The 17,841-nt window shown below is 50.6% G+C and carries 17 protein-coding genes; 8 read left to right on the top strand and 9 right to left on the bottom strand.

Annotated features, from left to right (window positions below):
• Window positions 1-169 precede the first annotated feature (169 nt).
• The 3 genes from EHSB41UT_RS13985 to trpS all read right to left on the bottom strand — a co-directional run bounded on the left by EHSB41UT_RS13985 (window position 170) and on the right by trpS (window position 2,945).
• A complete protein-coding gene (locus EHSB41UT_RS13985; RefSeq protein WP_087110887.1) occupies window positions 170-832 on the bottom strand; it encodes an alpha/beta hydrolase in 663 nt (220 codons plus the stop codon).
• A 71-nt stretch (window positions 833-903) separates the two neighbouring features.
• Complete coding sequence (locus EHSB41UT_RS13980; RefSeq protein ID WP_133060518.1) at window positions 904-1,797, bottom strand: hypothetical protein; 894 nt, start codon at window positions 1,795-1,797, stop codon at window positions 904-906.
• Between the two features lie 122 nt (window positions 1,798-1,919).
• Complete coding sequence (gene trpS / locus EHSB41UT_RS13975) at window positions 1,920-2,945, bottom strand: tryptophan--tRNA ligase (protein ID WP_207626646.1); 1,026 nt, start codon at window positions 2,943-2,945, stop codon at window positions 1,920-1,922.
• A gap of 151 nt (window positions 2,946-3,096) precedes the next feature.
• Here trpS and EHSB41UT_RS13970 point away from each other — a divergent pair, with 151 nt between their 5' ends.
• Window positions 3,097-3,480 (top strand): hypothetical protein, encoded by a 384-nt coding sequence (locus EHSB41UT_RS13970; protein WP_087110883.1) that lies wholly within the window; start codon window positions 3,097-3,099, stop codon window positions 3,478-3,480.
• A 37-nt stretch (window positions 3,481-3,517) separates the two neighbouring features.
• On the opposite strand, the gene EHSB41UT_RS13965 is transcribed toward EHSB41UT_RS13970, so the two are convergent.
• On the bottom strand, window positions 3,518-4,255 hold the full coding sequence (locus tag EHSB41UT_RS13965; RefSeq protein ID WP_133060517.1) for a hypothetical protein: 738 nt from the start codon (window positions 4,253-4,255) through the stop codon (window positions 3,518-3,520).
• Between the two features lie 139 nt (window positions 4,256-4,394).
• On the opposite strand from EHSB41UT_RS13965, the gene mutM reads away from it, so the two are divergent.
• Window positions 4,395-5,210 (top strand): bifunctional DNA-formamidopyrimidine glycosylase/DNA-(apurinic or apyrimidinic site) lyase, encoded by an 816-nt coding sequence (gene mutM / locus EHSB41UT_RS13960; protein WP_087110879.1) that lies wholly within the window; start codon window positions 4,395-4,397, stop codon window positions 5,208-5,210.
• Between the two features lie 190 nt (window positions 5,211-5,400).
• Here mutM and EHSB41UT_RS24840 read toward each other — a convergent pair whose 3' ends face one another.
• A complete protein-coding gene (locus EHSB41UT_RS24840; protein WP_242667332.1) occupies window positions 5,401-5,562 on the bottom strand; it encodes a hypothetical protein in 162 nt (53 codons plus the stop codon).
• Between EHSB41UT_RS24840 and EHSB41UT_RS13955 the strand changes: the two genes are divergently transcribed.
• The 4 genes from EHSB41UT_RS13955 to EHSB41UT_RS13940 all read left to right on the top strand — a co-directional run bounded on the left by EHSB41UT_RS13955 (window position 5,521) and on the right by EHSB41UT_RS13940 (window position 9,799).
• Entirely contained in the window at window positions 5,521-6,558 is a 1,038-nt protein-coding gene (locus EHSB41UT_RS13955; protein WP_278248155.1) for a protein kinase family protein, read from the top strand. The genes EHSB41UT_RS24840 and EHSB41UT_RS13955 overlap by 42 nt on opposite strands.
• Before the next feature lie 114 nt (window positions 6,559-6,672).
• The gene (locus tag EHSB41UT_RS13950; RefSeq protein WP_087110875.1) at window positions 6,673-7,278 is read left to right on the top strand and encodes a 1-acyl-sn-glycerol-3-phosphate acyltransferase; all 606 of its coding nucleotides are present in this window, start codon (window positions 6,673-6,675) and stop codon (window positions 7,276-7,278) included.
• Between the two features lie 71 nt (window positions 7,279-7,349).
• Window positions 7,350-7,664, top strand: coding sequence for a hypothetical protein (locus tag EHSB41UT_RS13945; RefSeq protein ID WP_087110873.1), 315 nt, complete (start codon window positions 7,350-7,352; stop codon window positions 7,662-7,664).
• A 332-nt stretch (window positions 7,665-7,996) separates the two neighbouring features.
• Window positions 7,997-9,799: a hypothetical protein gene (locus EHSB41UT_RS13940; protein ID WP_087110871.1), complete on the top strand. Its 1,803-nt coding sequence runs from the start codon at window positions 7,997-7,999 to the stop codon at window positions 9,797-9,799.
• Window positions 9,800-10,122: 323 nt separating this feature from the next.
• Here the strand turns inward: EHSB41UT_RS13940 and EHSB41UT_RS13935 are convergent, their stop codons facing one another.
• Window positions 10,123-12,195, bottom strand: a complete 2,073-nt coding sequence (locus tag EHSB41UT_RS13935) for a hypothetical protein (protein ID WP_087110867.1) — start codon at window positions 12,193-12,195, stop codon at window positions 10,123-10,125.
• Between the two features lie 202 nt (window positions 12,196-12,397).
• On the opposite strand from EHSB41UT_RS13935, the gene thiD reads away from it, so the two are divergent.
• Both thiD and tenA read left to right on the top strand, forming a co-directional pair.
• A complete protein-coding gene (thiD, locus tag EHSB41UT_RS13930; protein WP_087110865.1) occupies window positions 12,398-13,234 on the top strand; it encodes a bifunctional hydroxymethylpyrimidine kinase/phosphomethylpyrimidine kinase in 837 nt (278 codons plus the stop codon).
• Between the two features lie 3 nt (window positions 13,235-13,237).
• Window positions 13,238-13,906, top strand: a complete 669-nt coding sequence (tenA, locus tag EHSB41UT_RS13925) for a thiaminase II (protein ID WP_087110863.1) — start codon at window positions 13,238-13,240, stop codon at window positions 13,904-13,906.
• A gap of 86 nt (window positions 13,907-13,992) precedes the next feature.
• Here the strand turns inward: tenA and EHSB41UT_RS13920 are convergent, their stop codons facing one another.
• The 3 genes from EHSB41UT_RS13920 to EHSB41UT_RS13910 are packed head-to-tail and all read right to left on the bottom strand — an operon-like array spanning window position 13,993 to window position 17,683.
• Window positions 13,993-14,967 (bottom strand): ABC transporter permease, encoded by a 975-nt coding sequence (locus EHSB41UT_RS13920; RefSeq protein ID WP_087110861.1) that lies wholly within the window; start codon window positions 14,965-14,967, stop codon window positions 13,993-13,995.
• A gap of 14 nt (window positions 14,968-14,981) precedes the next feature.
• Window positions 14,982-16,103, bottom strand: a complete 1,122-nt coding sequence (locus EHSB41UT_RS13915) for an ABC transporter permease (RefSeq protein WP_087110859.1) — start codon at window positions 16,101-16,103, stop codon at window positions 14,982-14,984.
• Window positions 16,100-17,683, bottom strand: a complete 1,584-nt coding sequence (locus tag EHSB41UT_RS13910; RefSeq protein ID WP_087110857.1) for an ABC transporter ATP-binding protein — start codon at window positions 17,681-17,683, stop codon at window positions 16,100-16,102. Before EHSB41UT_RS13910 ends, EHSB41UT_RS13915 begins: the two co-directional genes overlap by 4 nt.
• Between the last annotated feature and the right edge of the window lie 158 nt (window positions 17,684-17,841).

The raw sequence follows: 17,841 nt of genomic DNA, 5'->3' as shown, positions 1-17,841 counted from the left end.
CCCCAACTAAAAACTATGGAATAATGCCCCAAAAAAGCAAATTTGTTCAACTTTATACAATGTTCACAAAAAATGAACATGCTAAAAAAACGAACAAAAAGAAGTAAAAAAGCGTACTCCAGTGCTAAAAAGAGATGAGTCAATATACGGTCTCTCTGGGAATTTATGCCTATAAAATCAGCTTGCCAGCCTCTTCCAGAACCGGCCCAGTGATCTCATGCTGCCCATGAAATGGCAGGAAATCACCCGTGTGACCATGCTTAATCAGCAGATCATAAAGGTCTTTGGCATAGTCAAAACCCAGCACAGGATCCTGCTGCCCATGGGACTGGAAGAACTTGATAGGACTGGCTTCGCGCAACTTATCCACAAGCAGGGATTCAGCAATAAGGTTACCGGAAAACAGCAGCAGGCCATCGAGTTTGTCACTGATCATGGGAGCAATATGAGAAGTGATCATCGCGCCCTGAGAGAAGCCTCCGATAATCACCCGGTCATAATTATCCAGACGTTCTTCGATAAACGCTTTGGTAAGACTAATCGCTTCGTCGAAGCCTTCCGGAACCTTATCACGCAGATCCCTTGGCTGGCCCGTCAGCATAGCCATCTGCAAAGCCTGGGCATCAATAGGAAACCATGCCCGGCCCATTCCACCTTCAGCCGCCAGCCAGCCATCAGGGAAAAACCAGTCACAGGTTTTGTTAGGATCCATAAAATCGGAGATGCCATACAGGTCCTGCATGGAAGCGCCATAGCCGTGAAACAGAATGACGCAGGTACGGCTATCGCCCGCTGACTTATTCGCCAGAAACTGAAGGGAGGTATTATTCATCGTTATTGTTCACTGTGGTATCCGCTCGCAGGATGCCTTGAACAATCAACAATTACCAGATTCGATTTAACTTACCGCTTAAGCAAAACAGAACAGGTATAGATGCGATCTTTCCCAAGCGCGATACCATCCGTACACACCTGATTCACCGGCTTCAGTTCAGGAGCCTGCTGCTGAATATAAGAGGAAAGAGCATCCTTCTCCAGCTCGGATTTGGTAACCACCAAAACATAACTCTGAGCTATATCAGGTTTAATGACATGGTTAATCATACTCTGCCATTCCGGCAATAGTGTCCCGCTCTGGTCAAATTCAGGGTGAGGTAACAAAACCAGATCATAACCGGTCGTAAAAGTGATCCACTGCCCGTCACGTATTGGAGCCGTCAACCACTCCCAATCTAGATACCCGCCACGGAGAAGATAACGGTGATAAGTCGCGACTTCCTCATAAGTCGCCATATCTCTGGAAACACCCGCGGTTATGGTCATATCCAATTCAAATAAATCCTGCAGAGCCTCGAACTCAGAGAAAGCTTTTGTTCGCGGAATCAAAACTGTTTTTACTGTGCCTTTATCAACTGTGAATACAGCATCCACCAGCTTCTTAAAAGCGGTCTGAGCCCAGGGGCTTTCCCGAAAGTGTTCTGAGTACTGCTCAAATAAACCTTCGGCATAGGCTGGGCTTTGAGCTTTGATCGGCTCAAAGGTGCCATGAAAAACATCAGAAGCCGTTGCTGCAGCCTTGCCGCTTTCCAGTGTATTGGTGAATGTCGCGGTCAGCATCGGCACACATTGCTCAGGAGGGCACAAACTGTTTTCCACAGCATTCAACGCTGTGCAATGTGCCGCTTCTTCACTGCCCGACTCGTAGCCAGAACAATCGGCCATGCCCGCCATGGGGATCAGCAATCCAAATAGAGACAGAACAGTAAGCAAAAGGATATTGGGCAGAGGCTTGGACATCAGTGACTCCATTCACAGTTGGCTATCACCTATTTAGACCTCTGCGGTATATCTGAAGTTCACTTTTTAGCAGGCAATAAAAAACCGGACAAAAGCCCGGCTTTTCAATCAGTTATGGCGAATTAAGCCAAAGGTCGCAGACCAACCGCTTCCCGAATTGTCTTCAGGAATGGAGACGCTTCGGCACGAGCCTTATCTGCGCCCTTCTTCAGCTCGGCTTCGATAAAGGCCGGATCAGCGATCAGACGGTCATACTCACCGCGAGCCTCTTTCAGCTCTTCGTTCAGGTACTCGAACAGTTCCTGCTTCAGAGCACCCCAGCCAGCGCCTTCTTCGTACTGCTTGCGCTTGGCATCAATCTCGGACTGATCCTTGGCAAAGGCGGAGAAGATCTGGAACAGGGTGCAGGTATCTGCGTCTTTCGGCTCACCCGGCTCAAGGCTGTTGGTTACGATCTTCATAATGTGCTTGCGGAACTGCTTTTCAGGGCAGAACAGCGGAATCACGTTACCGTAGCTCTTACTCATCTTGCGGCCATCGAGACCACTCAGCACAGCGGTGTTCTCGCCAACAATCGCTTCCGGCAGAGTGAAATACTCACCCTTGTAAACGTGGTTGAAACGGCCGCCGATATCACGAGCCATTTCGATATGCTGAACCTGATCCTTACCTACCGGTACGCGGTTGGCGTTGAACATCAGAATGTCCGCGGCCATCAGCACAGGGTAGCTGTATAGGCCCATGGTTACGCCAAGATCAGGGTCATTACCTTCGGCAATGTTCTTATCCACAGACGCTTTGTAAGCGTGGGCACGGTTCATCAGGCCCTTGGCGGACATACAGTTCAGAATCCAGGTCAGTTCCGGGATTTCAGGAATATCGGACTGACGGTAGAAAGTCGCGCGATCAGTATCCAGACCCAGCGCCAGCCAGACGGCAGCAATGTTACGGGTAGACTCGTGAACCTGAGCAGGATCCCAGGTGCTGATAATGGCGTGGTAGTCTGCCAGGAAGTAGTAGGACTTGATGTCCTCACGACGGCTTTCTTCGATAGCCGGACGAATAGCACCAACATAGTTGCCCAGGTGAGGAACACCGGTAGGCTTAATGCCGGTCAGAGTCTTAACTGGTTGCAAAATCTTGCTCATGAGTGACCGCATAGCTGAGTTCTGGCCCAAAGATTCTCTCTCAGGGCCCGGAAAGGAAGAAATTATAAGTAATTTTCTGTAGCCCTACGACACCCATTCCCCAAATTGGCCTATCTTCTCCGCGGTCTGAAAAGCTCCGGGCCAGATTCCCATGAAACAAACACTCTCAGCATTGGCATTCTCAGGACTTCTGCTGGCATCCACCAGCGGTTATACGTCGGAATATCCTTTCAAGGAATTTGGTGGCTACACCTGTTCAGAATCACATCTTGCCCTGATTTTCGATCAGCCCAGAGAGGGCAATGCCAGATGGTATGAAAATAATACTGTCCAGCACGAGATGGCTCCGGAAGATGGCGAAGAGAGCTGCCTGAGTGCTTATTTTGATTACAGTCTCGCAAATGACCTCCGCGAACGCTGTGGCTCCGAACCCGATTACTGGGATCTTGGAGACTATCTGGCCGGAACATTTAACCGGGGTGGCTGGGAAACCCTACTGAATGATCTTGTGGAGTACGGCTTCTGTGACCGATAGGCCACCGGGCTATTCAATCTCTCCAACCTCTCCACAACTATTCAAACTCTCCGCATTGCAGGGTTTTCTCCAACATTAATGTCCGGGCTTCTGGTATGAGCTGTTCATCCAGATCCCGGCATAAATCACTATCCCGATAAGGCTTCCAGATAGGACGGGCATGGGGAATAAACACCTCATCCCAGACCGGTGAGGTGAAGCCTATTTCGGCATAGTATTTCTTGGCCATCCGAAAGAAGTGAGCCTGAGTATCTACAGCAGCCTCATACCGCCCCGCGGATAAATGCAGCATAACTCTTTCAAGATAAAGAAAAGACATAGTGTTCAGGGCCATAACAACATTACGACTCATCTGGGCATTCATGCTGTAGGCCTGATAGGTGCGAAACCAAAGTCCTTCCAGGGTGTAGTCATCGCCTTTTTCTTCATCCTTGTTTTCTGCAGGCGCCAGCACACCATGAATGTAATGTCCCAGCCAGGATTGAAAAGGTGTCAATGTCACCAACGAAACGGACATGGTCAGAGGATAAAAGATGTAATGTCCCATCTTGGCTAGAGAGCCATAACCTCGCAGCTTGCTCTCAACCACCGACTGCATGGCCGCCAAACCAATCAAGGCACCCGCCCCCAGCGCATACCGCCCTGCGGTATAAAGGGCTGGCGTGTAATCATGCCATGAGGTTTCTAACTTCTGGCTTTCAGGTTCTTGCCCCCATACAAGCGATGGCAATAACAGTACCCATACTGAAACAATAGCCAGCCTACGCTTATTCAAAGCCACATCCCCCATTTAAAGAATCCCCGAACATCTCTGCATTCTTTTTCTGAGTAAGACAGACAAACTAGCAGGGTTTCAGCAGGCTGCGAATCTGTTAGGGTTCTTCCAGCTTTTGTTGTTATCAGGCCAGAACCCAATGCCAGAGTTGCCAGAAGTCGAAACAACCCTGCGGGGTATTGCTCCCCATACCGTCGGGAATAAAGTGATTGGTGTAGAGGTGCGTCAGCCCCGTCTGCGCTGGCCGGTGAATCCGGACCTTCCCGCCCTGCTTTTTGAACAGCCATTACTGAGTATTACCCGGCGGGCCAAATATCTTCTGCTGCACTTTCCCAATGGAACACTGATTGGGCATCTGGGTATGTCCGGTTCCATGCGCGTTCTTCCGGCAGGCACGCCTGCAGAAAAACATGATCATGTGGATATTGTTTTCGATAACGGTCAGATACTCAGGCTAACAGACCCGCGCAGGTTTGGAGCCATGGTCTGGACGGATAGACCTGTTGAACAACACGACCTGATCCGCAAGCTGGGACCAGAACCACTCAGCGATGCATTTACCGGCGAACGGCTTTATGAGCTTTCCCGCAAGCGTAAACAGCCGGTGAAAACCTTCATTATGGATAACCACACCGTTGTCGGGGTCGGGAATATTTACGCCAATGAAGCGTTATTTATGGCGGGTATTCGTCCGGATCGTGCCTGCGGAAATATCTCACGACACCGTTACGAAGAGCTGGCGCAGGCGATTAAAGCAGTCCTTACCAGAGCCATCGAAGTTGGCGGAACAACTCTGAAAGACTTTGTGGGTGGTGACGGCAAGCCCGGCTACTTTGCCATTGAGCTCTCTATGTACGGCAGAGGCGGCGAGTTCTGCAAAGAGTGTGGAACAACAATTCGTGAAATTCGATTAAATAATCGCAGCACCTGTTACTGCCCATCCTGTCAGACCTGAGTTATTCGCGGCTTGCATCCGGGTTGTAAGGCCCGGATGCGTAATAACAGCATTGTCAGCGTTTACAACAATTCTGTTCTTCCCTCGAACATAATCCCCGCCAATCAATCCCACTATGCACCTACACAAAAAAGCAGGGATTGTCATGGCTACACCAATAGATTCCTCCTTAGCTGACAGAAGTACCCTATCAAACGATTTGGGTGGCCTTCTTCTCTCCATCGGCCCGGCTGTAACGGGTCGCTTCGCACAGTGGAAGTTGAGCCGCTACAAGGTTGATTATTCCTGCCTGACTCCTCTCGAGAGCCAGTTGAAGCAGGACGTCAGCACCCATATCAACACTCATCCCCATGACGATTCAGGCTCATTTGCACGCATCTGGAAAGTAGAACCGGTTGCTGGAGAAGGCGATTACAAAGGCTATGTGGTTAAGGCTGCAAAGCCTCTGGATGCAAAGGATCTCAGTAAGATGTCGTCTCTCCAGCAATTAAGGACGCAGGTAGAACGGCAGCAGGAGCTAGAGCGTGAAGCCAGAGCGTTACAGGTTCTCCAGCACGATAACATCGTCGTTTGCATCGGGGCCTTTGAGCACCCATCTCTGGGTTGTCTACTTACCATGGAGAGAATGGAAGGGGATCTGACTCATCTTGATACTCTCTCCTCAGGCTATTTTTCTGCAAACATGATCTACCGAATCAGCCAGGATACGATTCAGGCATTAACCTATATCCATAGCAAACAATGGGTTCACGGGGACTTTCATGATGGCAATGTCTTGTTTAGAACGCTTGGGGAAGACCATTATATTTTCAAGGTCGGTGATATGGGTTCCTGCCAACCTTCCGGAACCAAACGTGACATCGCCAATGTGCCCCAGCTGCCTCCTGAGATTTCATCCGCATGGAAAAGTGCATTTCCCGGATTACTGAAAGCAACCCCAAAAACAAACACGGCCAATGATATTTGGGCCTTCAGTGCAATGTTGATTCGCCTGCTGACAAGGGTTGAAGCAGGCGATCTGCATCAGTGGCTGCAAACTCTTGCACAAACCCTGACACCAGCAGCCACAAAAACGGAAAGTGCGTGCCTGGACAGAATCCTGACAAAAGCCTGTAACCTGCGAAATATCAAAGAGGATGAGCCTGCCTACCAGGATTTCAAACAGTTAGCCACAGTCTGTTCGGCTTGCCAGAACGTCCTGCCCAGGCTTCGCCCAACTGCAGATACAATCGCTACAAGGCTAGAGCGTGTTGAGCTTTTAGGATGCGGTTCGCTGAGCCTGGAAGAGCAGTTGACCCCGTCACAGAAAACAGCGGAGCTACAAACAGAAACAGAACATACGTCCTGAAAACTGTCGTTTTCTCCTGAAACTGGGCGATAATAAATAATGTTCTGGCATCCAACGCACTAACCAGTGCTGGCAAGCTGCCAAGATCAATCAAAGTCCTGCAGTGGAATAAGGATGATGCATAATAATAAATTTCCGCCTAATCGCTTTTATCAGGGGTTTGCCCTGTTTGTTTACCGCCTTATGGGGTGGAAGATTGAAGGCAATCTGCCCAACATCCCGAAATACATAATTGTTGTCGCCCACCATACATCCAACTGGGATTTTGTTGTGGGGCTGATGGCTAAAATTATTCTTCGGCTCCGCCTGCGATTCTTGGGCAAACACACCCTATTCAAGCCCCCTCTCGGCTGGCTGATGCGTTACTGGGGCGGTGTTCCGGTGAAAAGGGACAAGTCCCATAATGTTGTCGCCCAGATCGTGGACTTTTTCGACCAGCACGAAGAGTGTGTTATCGCACTCGCTCCTGAAGGTACCCGCAGCCCTGTCAGCAGCTGGAAGATGGGCTTTTACCATATGGCCAAAGGTGCGGATGTACCGGTTGTCCCTATAGCCTTCGACTTCCAGGCTCGCCGTCTGGTAATTAGTACGCCGATGACAATGGCCGATGCCGAAGAGCAGGCTCTTCATGATCTGCACTCTTTCTTTATCAAGCACCCACCAAAGCGGCCCGAGAACGCCTGGTACGGGCCTTTTGACAAGAGAACCAACCAGAGCTGAAGTGCATTTAGCTTGGGAAGTGATATAGTTTCATAAAACGTAACATCCTTTGGGGAAGGACGGTGATAACAATGAAAGGACACTTTAAAAAACTGGCTTTGGCACTGTCCGTAACAGCGGTGGTAAGCACTCCGGTTATGGCCAGCAGCACCCAGGCCGAAGCGGAAAATCCAAGCTTTCTGGCTATGACTGGTGATCTGCTTGTTGCTCGTCCGCTGATGCTGGCAACAACTGCGGTTGGTGCTGTTGCTTATGTTATCAGCTCCCCATTTGCCGCCTTGGGTGGAAATCTGGACCAGACTGGTCAGACCCTCGTGGTTGAGCCCTTCAATGCAACCTTCAAACGTTGCCTGGGCTGTACATCGCCTAATAACGAAGGTCTTTGATTTTCCTGCTCTGCTGATGGCCCGGTTTTACCGGGCTTTCTCGTTTCTGGCCCTTTGCTAATAACAGCTTCGTTATCTCGTTGAACTCTCCTTTCCGGTACGGCTCCAAGATTTACTCCTGATGTCCACGGTATAAATCCCCGGAACGAGCTATGAAAACACGGTTGCAAAGGAGCAGACGCTCATCCATTCCTGCTTATGCAAAAGCTCGCCAAATTCGGAAGCATTCATCCAGGGCGATGAGAGGCAGAGTGCTAAAACCGTGCAAGCCTGAAAGCAGGAGCAGGCTGAAGAGTTCAACACCGCCAACCCCGCAAAGCACATCACTTTTTTTGCCCGAACCCTGCACTTTTGGCAAAGCCCAACGTATATCTCTCGCACTCTGTGAACAGGCCAACGTTAAAAAAGAGATCAGCCCGCTTCCCAATGCCGGTGCAGGTGTTGTTGCCTGTCGTTCGTTCGACAAGGGTGAAGCCGTGATGGAGGTGAAAGGTCCGCTGGTACACTCCTTTCAGGATGAGGCTTCAGGAAAATATGTCTCTCTTCAGGTACGTCAGCATCAGGCGGAAATCTACCGTGATGATCGCCATATCCTTCTGCTGGGAGGGCTGCAACAGCCAGACCTGAAGGGCCAACATCTGCCACAGCTGACTTATGGTATTGAACCTGTGAACACGGCCCGCTTTATGAACAGCTCAATAACAGGCGGACAGAGCAATCTTGAAATCAAAACCATCATTGATCCGGCACTGGTCTCCTGCATTAAGAATGACAAGGTCATTCTGAAACCACACCCACTCCACAGACGACAGCTTCATGTATTTGCAGTGGCAGCTGCGCCTATCAAAACCGGAGAAGAGTTGCTATTTGAATACACCTTTGCAAACGACACATCTCACATACATATCGATTCTGCTGCGGTTCTTGATAAAGAAATAAAGGCCACCCTGAAGGCTCAGGACCCAAAAGGGGAAAAATACCGGGAACAGAACGGCTGCTTTTTCCATCAAACTCCGGATTCTATTATTGAAGAGCTTTCTGATGATAAAACACCCACAGCGCTCCAGATTATTGAAATCCTCAGGCAGCTGAAAGCAACACCAACACGTTACAGTCTGCAAAACCAGCTATTACAAATTGAACACCCTAAAGCTCTGGAAGCTTTTATCGTATCGGTGCTGTACCAGAAGGAAAGACAACTCTCCCACAGGGTGATTTACAACCTCTGTGACCGTCTGAATCGTTTTCAGCAGCATAATATTTATAACCACAGCACCACATGGAATTACAGTGACGTCTACCGCCTCTGTACAGATCACAACCTCCTCCCACCACTGGAAGAAGGTGCAGTCATGCCTATGGAGTTTATTGTCGGTGATCAAGAGGAAACTGACGATAAATCACAACTGCATAAATCCTTGCGGGCCAAACTTAGTCAGGGAAAACGTGTTTCCAGCATTGCTGCCAATATGAGCAGGATGGGGGTAGTGATGCCTGATCATCACACGCCATTCTCACAGAAAAGCCTGATTACCTTCTGTCAGGAGCAACAGCTTAAACCTACTGTCGGCCATGGTCGTGAATCCGTATGGAATGAGTGTCGTTCAGGAAATACGGCGGTGATCTGGCAGTGCCTTGAAGATCTGCGCGACAGGCAGAAACCTTTAAGCCGTATCGTTAAAGAGTTGAATCGCCACAAGGCACAATTGGGACAACGCACATCTGGAGAAGCTGAAGTCACCTTGGGCGATCTGGTCGACTTTATCCAGCAAACCGGATCCCCAACGCAAAAACGACAATGGCTGCAGATCATCAGAAGCTATATCAAGACACACGTCAGCTGTGCCAATGCCGGTCGTATGATTACCAAAGGGATTCGTATAACAAATAATGAATGGCTTCTGCTCGCCTATCTCGAAGCGAAGATTGAAGATCGCACCGCCGAAAATATCTATCTGGCACGCAACCTGAACAATGCACGGATCCCCGTTCCAAAAGGCGAGTCCAGATGGTCTCACGATGTTATTGCCAGACTGCTAACGAAACACAACAAGACAACACTTCTCAGCCACTATCAAGCGACTCGAGGCGTCAATCCAAAGTCAGGTAATCACCCGCAGCGTCGAAAGCAGTAACGGGAACACAAGACAACTGTTACCTGTTCCCCATCGAGGTAACACGACAGGTAACACACTCATCGTACGTAACAATACCTAACACCCATTTTTCACCCGTATTCTTCTGCAGCCCTTGCTATTACTGGATTTTCAAAAAGTTGGCACACCAACTGCAATATCTAAAGTGTACGAGGGTAAAGGTTCCACCAAGAGAATCACCCTGCAGGCCAAAAGCGGACATTAATAAAAATAATAAAGTCCGAAGAAAAAGAAATTCCTGCAAAGTAGACAAGTTAGAAAAAGAAGAAGACCAACAATAAGAATAATAAATTTGCTTCCTTTTACACCCCGCCTCGTGCGGGGTGTTGTCTATCTGGGGTCTTGAAAAGTTTCTTGTAAGAGTCGGCACAGATCTCCGGATGCTGTTTCACAGCGAGCAACACTCCCTTCCTACAGTCTCTAGGCGTGGGCAAAAACTGATCAAGCCATACGCTTCCATCTTCTTTCTGTTCCAGAAATGGCCAGATAAGGTTCAGCTCACGACTCAGTGTCTTGTATAGATTGTCCACACCAGGACCACTTCGGAGCTGATAGTTAACGGAAATGTTGGCCAAATCCCTCTGTGCCCACAAACGCTCCTGAGTCTGCAGCCAGCGGGCTTCAGGGGAGCCAGCGATTCGGGAGAAGATGGTTTGGCAGATCGTTTCAAACTGCTCAGGTTTACGTGCCAGATAGACTTTCAGGTTTTTAAGCTCAGCCGTCTGAATAGAGGGAGACTCGGTGAAATAATAATCCGGAGCGCCCTGCATGGCTTTCTTCTGCCGCTCGAATGCCTGAGCGGCATGACCTTCAACAATGGCATCAACAAAGCGCGACAGCATATACTCCTTGAAACGCTGAGCCCACAGCATCTCCATCTGCGGCCTTACTTTCGGATCCATACTGGCAATACGAAGGGTCAAAAAAATCCAGTCGCTTAAGGGTTCCAGTTCATCCCAGACATCATCGCTTTCATCCAGATGATAGAGGTCCACTTCACTGGCACGTCGCAATGATTCCGACAGCGCAATTTTCACCGACTCGTCCCCGGATTCTGCACCGGTTTTCTTTCCATAAGATTCACCAATGCCATAGGCGACGGTATTGACCAGATTGTCCAGGTTTTCACGGCTTTGCATTGGTCTCGGCATACCCTCCATCATGAGTTCAAGCCGTTGAGCCTCCCGCTCACTCAAAGCCACATGCTGGGAGTTTTCCAGTTGAGCACGCAGGCTGTGCGGAAATTGAGAGGCATCCTGTTCTCGCTCATGAATAAGAGCCAGCATGCCTTTCAGAGCTGGGTGACATAATCGAGCCCACTCTCCACCGGTTGCATCCAGAATATCGAAATAGGCCTTCTTCAGGCTCTTGTACTGCTCACTTTCTGTATTGGCCTTATCTTCTGACCCAGAGTCTTTGGAAGGCTTGGCATACTTGAGATGTTGCTTAATCAGCTGTCCTGTTGGTGTAGATTCCACCAGATCGCGGTTGTTTTGATACAGAACGTCCTGATCATCACCTTTCAGTAAATGCTTTAGCTGGTCGGTCGTAAAAAGATGAAAATGCCCGTGAACGCTGCCGGCAAAAAGCTCCCGGTTAATCTTGGCGCTCAGGCTTTTTAAAATAATTCCCCTGTAGATGGCCTTTTCCCCGCTCAATCGCAGATATTCAATCATCAACTCGGTCAGCGAACTGTAGGCCCCACCTTTTTTATTCACCTCCTGCATCATAAAACCGAAGGCATCAGACCAGGTGGAGTAACTCATCAGCTCACAACTTCCCTCTCCTCCAATAGGAGTCATAGCTTCAGCAAACCCCATAAACTCGGGAACCCACTCAAACGGGATAACATCTGGGTTGTGCTGGTGAAGAAAAACATACATGAGTGACTTTACGCGCAGGTCTGCATAGGAAAGCGGCACTCTCTGCTGAAACCTCTTCAACAGTGACGGCTTGGGATCAATACATTCCTCCCTGGTCAGCCCATAGCCTGTGCGCCTGACATCAACACTCTCCAGAGACCCTTCCCCCAAATGGCGCTCAGCATAAGGCTGTGGTTCCGGAACATTCCCCAGAGGGTTCTTAGCGGCCACCTTGATAACATGAAACGGCTCTTCGCCTTCCTCTGGAGTTGACGCAATGCCTGAGTCGCCGGACTCTTTGCTACTCAGAGAACTGGTCGAACGTCTTAACAGAGGGCTTCTATCTGGGCTGACATTAACAGATGAAAGTGCACTGATATCACTCTCACGCTTCACCAGCATTTTTCCGGCGGTAGAATGTTTCGTGGCGTTCTGGCTGCTTTCAGACGGGTCAGTTTCAGAGCGACTGACAACATCAACTGTACGCCCTGAGGATAAGCGCAGGGCTTTCAAGGCATTTCTTAAAGTATTCCTCAGCTGCCGGGCGTGGCGCCTCATTCTGGGAGAAGAGTCTGGTGGCAAGCTATCCAAGGAGTCCTTCCTTCCGGTATTCCCTACATTTTTAAATTTAGCCCTCTCTTGCCCTCAGTGCCTTGTTCCTGAGAAGTGCTCTCCCTAAAATCAGGTACGCAAACAATAATGTGCTCGGATAGTTATGGCTCAACATCTTCCCCATACAACACCCATCGCTCTGACCATTGCCGGCTCGGACAGCGGTGGCGGCGCCGGAATCCAGGCTGATTTGAAAACCTTTTCCGCTCTGGGTGCTTACGGATGCTCGGTGATTACAGCTCTGACCGCCCAGAATACTCAGGGTGTACAGGGCATCTTTGATGTGACGCCGGAATTTATCCGGGCGCAGATGGATTCGGTCTTTTCCGATATCAGCGTGAAGGCTGTCAAAGTGGGCATGCTGAGCCAGGCCAGTGTGATTCACGCTGTCGTTGAAGGTCTGAAGAACCAGACAGAGCTATTGGTGGTTGATCCAGTGATGGTGGCAACCAGTGGCGACAAGCTGCTGCAGGATGATGCCATTGCTGCTCTTAAAGAGAGCCTGATCCCAATGGCAACAGTGATCACTCCCAACCTGCCGGAAGCGACGGTTCTTCTTAATCAGCCAGTTCCGCAAAGTATGGAAGAGATGGAAGCCATGATCGAGCCGCTGCTGGCTCTCGGCTCACGCTCGGTTCTGCTGAAAGGTGGCCACCTCTGCAACAGTGAACATGGCGGCGAGGAAAGTGTCGATCTGTTCCATGATGGCAAAGCCCTGCATCGTCTGACCTCACCTCGCTATCACACCGAAAACACCCATGGTACCGGCTGCACCCTGTCGTCTGCGATCACAGCACTGCTGGCACGAGGTTTTGAACTGCATGCCGCTGTTGATTATGCCAAGCGCTACATTGCCAATGCGATCGCCCATGCAGACGAACTGAAGATCGGTCATGGCCATGGCCCTGTTCACCACTTTGCTGATCTCTGGAGACACTAAGCCATGAACACAGCCGACCTGATTGCCAGCTGCCAGCAGGACTGGAATGACTATACCCGCCACCGTTTTCTGATAGAGCTGGGGAATGGCACTCTGCCAAAGGAAGTGTTCCAGCACTACCTTGAGCAGGATTATCTGTTTCTGATCCAGTTCTCCCGGGCTTATGCACTGGCGGTTTATAAGAGCGATAACTTTGCCGAAATGCGTAAACCGCTGGAAGCTCTGCACGGTCTGATCAGCCACGAAACCCGCCTGCATGTTGAGTATTGCGAGCAGTGGGGACTGACCGAACAGGATATGATGAATATTCCAGAAGCGACTGGAACCGTGGCTTACACTCGTTTGGTTCTCGATGCTGGGCAATCCGGCTCACTGACCGATTTGTACGCTGCCTTGGCACCTTGCTCCATTGGTTACGGTCATATTGGTCGCTGGCTGGCCAACAGCCCGAATACCGTGTGGGAAGGTAACCCTTACCGGGAATGGATCGAAACCTACAACGGTGAAGAGTATCAGGCAGGCGTGCAGGCCTCGCAGGAACAGCTGGATGAGCTGCTGGCTGAGATTCCAGACGACAGCCGCAGTGCAGCACGTATCAAGAAGATTTTCCGAAGCGCGACCTGCATGGAAGTGGCCTTCTGGGAACAGGGTTATGAAGCGCTCGCATCCTAAATAAAGATCGAAGCTCCAACAAAAAAGGCGTTGAGGTCACTTCTCTTCAAAGTGCTCCCAACGCCTTTTGTTTTGCTCAAGCGTTATTAACGCTCTTTCACATAAGGGCGGCCAATGGCTTTCGGCGCAATCGCCTTACCGATAAAGCCAGCCAGCAACACCACTGTGATGATGTAAGGAATCGCAGAGAACAACTGGGTTGGCAGCTCACCGACCAGCGGCAGCTCGACATTCTGCATCCGGGTTTCCAGCGCCTGCAGGAAACCAAACAGCAGACATGCCAGCAATGCGCCGCGAGGGTGCCACTTACCGAAGATAACCGCAGCCAGCGCGATGTAACCCCGACCGGATGTCATCTCACGAATAAACGACGCGTTCTGAGCAATCGAAAGATAGGCACCGGCGAAACCAGCCAGACTACCAGCAATCAGAATCGCACGGTAACGTACCCAGGCTACGGAAATACCCGCACTGTCTACCGCGTTCGGCTCTTCACCCGTCGCCCGCAGACGCAGACCAAAGCGGGAACGGAACAGAACCCAGAAAGAGACAGCTGCTGCCACAAACGCCAGATAAACGAGAATATTGTGCCCGGACAGAACCCTCTCGTAGAAGGAACCCAGTACCGGAATATTCTCACCCATCCACTCTGCACCCGGCAGATCAATGGCAGTAAAACGCTGCTCATTCTTCAGTGCTGGAGTCAGACCACCCTGACTGTACCAGGCATGTCCCAAAGTTACGGTCAGACCGGAAGCCAGGAAGTTAACCGCCAGACCGGAAATAGTCTGGTTACCTTTCTGGGTAATGGAAGCATAACCGTGCAGCAGAGAGAGCATCATACTGATAAACAACGCTGCGCCCAGACCAAAGATCGGAGAGCCGGTCTCATAGCTGACGACAGCCGCCGCAAACGCAGACATCAGCATCTTACCTTCAAGGCTGATGTCGATGATACCGGAACGCTCGGAGAAGATACCCGCCATCGCCGCAAAGATCAGCGGCGTCGCCATCCGGATCGTGGCTCCCAGCAGGGAGAAAAGCTGATCAAACATTTCCATCGTGTTTCTCCCCGTTAACCTTGCGCTGCCGCTTGCTGTGAACGGGCAATTGCCCGACGCTGGAACCAGTTCTCAATCGGACCACGCAACAGCTGATCCAGAGCACCGGTAAAGAAGACGACAAGCGCCTGGATAACCAGAACCACCTGCGGACTGATGCTTGGAATCTCAAACTGAAGCTCCGTACCGCCCTGATTCATCGCTCCAAACAACAGAGCCGCAAAGACAATACCAACCGGGTGGTTACGGCCCATCAGAGCAACCGCGATCCCCATAAAGCCGGCACCGTTAGGGAAGTTCAGAATCAGACGACTCTGGGCTGCATACACTTCATTCACCGCCATCATCCCGGCCAGTGCACCAGAAATCGCCATAGTGATAATGATGATACGACCCGCATCAATACCGGCATACTTGGCCGCTTCAGGGTTGCTGCCCACGGTACGAATGGCAAAGCCTAAACGGGTACGCCAGATCAGAACCCAAACCGCAGCACTTACGCCCAGAGCCAGAAGGATGGTCGGATTCAGCAGGGAGTATGGAAAGCTGGAACTGATCTCATGCATCTTTGGAATAACCGCTTCGGCATTCCAGTAGCGGCTGTCCGTCGAGTTACCACCCAGCTTGGAGATATATTCAACCAGCATGTAGCTCATGAAAGCCATGGCGATGTAGTTGAACATAATGGTGGTCACAACAATGTGAGAACCACGGCGGGCCTGAAGGTAGCCGGGAACCGCACCCCAGATCGCACCAAACAACGCAGTGCCGATGATGATCAGCGGCGCCATAAACCAGGCGTTTAGCGTGCTGTCCAAAGCCAAGCACAGCAGAGCCACAGCCAGACCGGCCACATAAACCTGGCCTTCACCACCGATATTGAACAAGCCGGCGTGGAAAGCGACAGCTACCGCAAGACCGGTAAAGATGAAGTTTGTCGCGTAATAAAGGGTGTTACTGATACCACCAAAATCGGTGTTGGTTGCACCACGGATCATCACCTGGAAGGCGTGAATCGGGTCTTCACCGATGATCAACACCACAAGGCTGGAAATCGCCAGCGCCAGAACCAGCTGTAAAAAAGGAATCAGTGCAACGCGAACCCATGCCGGGCTCTCTGCCATAACCGGATTCATGCGACTGCCTCCGCTTTTGGGGTTTCAACAGCGGTTGCCATAGCCTCGTCGTCTTTACGGTTAGTCGAAGTCATTAACAAACCAAGTTCCATTTCATTGGTATCTGCAGCGTTCACCTCCCCGGTGATCATGCCATCGTTCATAACGATGATACGGTCGGAGAGCGACATAATTTCATCCAGTTCCACAGAAACCAGCAGTACGGCTGCGCCTTTATCACGGGCATCAATCAGATTACGGTGAATGGCTTCAATCGCACCGATATCAACACCGCGGGTTGGCTGACCGATCAGCAGCAGCTCAGGCTCTTTCATCATTTCCCGGGCCAGAACCAGTTTCTGCTGGTTACCACCGGAGAAGTTGGCGGTTTTCAGGCCGGGCAGACGAGGACGCACATCGTAGGCTTCCATCATCTCTTCAGTAGCCGCAACGATCTTGGCAGGATCCAGCAAAGGTGAGCCGTACTCTTCCTTGTTCTGGTAGCCAAGAATGGCGTTCTCGGAAGCCGGGAAGGATTTCACGACACCCTGCACCAGACGGTTTTCCGGTACGTGACCAACGCTGCAGTCACGCATCATCGCCGCATCACGGTAATCATTCACATTGAATGTGTAGACGCCGTTTGAGGTATCCAGAGTGAAAGAACCACTGTCCTGCGGCAGAGAACCGGCCAGCACTTTCATCAGCTCAGACTGACCATTACCGGTCACACCGGCCAGGCCCAGAATTTCACCGGCACGTACATGGAAGCTGACGTCTTTCAGACGTTTTACACCACGCTCGTCGGTATAACTCAGGCCTTCAACCTTCAGGCGAGTCCGTCCCGGTACCGCAACCTCTTTATCAACCTGCAGCAGAACAGTCCGCCCAACCATCAATTCGGCCAGCTCGGTGGTGGAGGTTTCAGAAGTCTGGCGATGAGCGACCATGCAGCCACCGCGCATTACTGAAACATTGTCAGTAATGGCCATAATTTCTTTGAGTTTGTGGGTGATGATCAGAACTGTTACACCCTGACTGCGCAAGGTACGCAGGATTTCAAAAAGCTGCCCGGTTTCCTGAGGCGTCAGTACGCTGGTAGGTTCGTCGAGAATAAGAACCTTGGCGCCACGGTACAGAGCTTTCAGGATTTCGACCCGCTGCTGCAGACCAACCGGCAATTCGCCAACCAGTGCATCAGGGTCAACGTTCAGGCCGTACTTTTCAGTAATTTCTTCCAGTGCTTTACGGGCACGACTGCGGGCCTTGAACAGAAGACTGCCGCCTTCCATACCCAACATAATATTCTCAAGGACAGTGAAGGTTTCCACCAGCATAAAGTGCTGATGCACCATCCCTATACCCAGATCGATCGCATGGTGGCTGTTGCGGATAGTGACCTTGCGGCCATTCACATGAATATCACCGGAATCTGCGGTATAGAAACCATAGAGTATCGACATCAATGTGGATTTACCGGCACCGTTCTCGCCGACAATCCCATGGATGGTTCCCGGCATGATCTTGAGATCGATGTCGCGGTTGGCCCAAACCGGACCAAACTGCTTATTAATGGAGGAGAGTTCTATGGCTGGAGTCATAACACTTGATACCCCAGTCTTTATTCAAGACTGGTCTTTTAAATAACCAAATTAAACAGCCTGTTTTTAGGGCGAGAACTAAAAACTCAACACGCCCTTATGCAAGAACAGCAGCTGCCCTCTCGGACCAGCTGCTGCTTCCTTACATCAAACCTGCG

This window comes from Parendozoicomonas haliclonae (assembly GCF_900174585.1).
GTDB classification, from domain to species: Bacteria; Pseudomonadota; Gammaproteobacteria; order Pseudomonadales; family Endozoicomonadaceae; genus Sansalvadorimonas; species Sansalvadorimonas haliclonae.
The sequence above is the reverse complement of the archived record's forward strand: the minus strand, read 5'-3'. Positions and strand labels throughout refer to the sequence as shown.

What these genes read in the sequence shown, in the direction of transcription:
- EHSB41UT_RS13920 (WP_087110861.1), bottom strand. Translation starts at nt 14,967, where the DNA reads ATGGAAATGTTTGATCAGCTTTTCTCCCTGCTGGGAGCCACGATCCGG.
- trpS (WP_207626646.1), bottom strand. Translation starts at nt 2,945, where the DNA reads ATGAGCAAGATTTTGCAACCAGTTAAGACTCTGACCGGCATTAAGCCT.
- EHSB41UT_RS13985 (WP_087110887.1), bottom strand. Translation starts at nt 832, where the DNA reads ATGAATAATACCTCCCTTCAGTTTCTGGCGAATAAGTCAGCGGGCGAT.
- EHSB41UT_RS13950 (WP_087110875.1), top strand. Translation starts at nt 6,673, where the DNA reads ATGATGCATAATAATAAATTTCCGCCTAATCGCTTTTATCAGGGGTTT.
- EHSB41UT_RS24840 (WP_242667332.1), bottom strand. Translation starts at nt 5,562, where the DNA reads ATGGGGATGAGTGTTGATATGGGTGCTGACGTCCTGCTTCAACTGGCT.
- EHSB41UT_RS13910 (WP_087110857.1), bottom strand. Translation starts at nt 17,683, where the DNA reads ATGACTCCAGCCATAGAACTCTCCTCCATTAATAAGCAGTTTGGTCCG.
- EHSB41UT_RS13970 (WP_087110883.1), top strand. Translation starts at nt 3,097, where the DNA reads ATGAAACAAACACTCTCAGCATTGGCATTCTCAGGACTTCTGCTGGCA.
- EHSB41UT_RS13980 (WP_133060518.1), bottom strand. Translation starts at nt 1,797, where the DNA reads ATGTCCAAGCCTCTGCCCAATATCCTTTTGCTTACTGTTCTGTCTCTA.
- mutM (WP_087110879.1), top strand. Translation starts at nt 4,395, where the DNA reads ATGCCAGAGTTGCCAGAAGTCGAAACAACCCTGCGGGGTATTGCTCCC.
- EHSB41UT_RS13945 (WP_087110873.1), top strand. Translation starts at nt 7,350, where the DNA reads ATGAAAGGACACTTTAAAAAACTGGCTTTGGCACTGTCCGTAACAGCG.
- tenA (WP_087110863.1), top strand. Translation starts at nt 13,238, where the DNA reads ATGAACACAGCCGACCTGATTGCCAGCTGCCAGCAGGACTGGAATGAC.
- thiD (WP_087110865.1), top strand. Translation starts at nt 12,398, where the DNA reads ATGGCTCAACATCTTCCCCATACAACACCCATCGCTCTGACCATTGCC.
- EHSB41UT_RS13915 (WP_087110859.1), bottom strand. Translation starts at nt 16,103, where the DNA reads ATGAATCCGGTTATGGCAGAGAGCCCGGCATGGGTTCGCGTTGCACTG.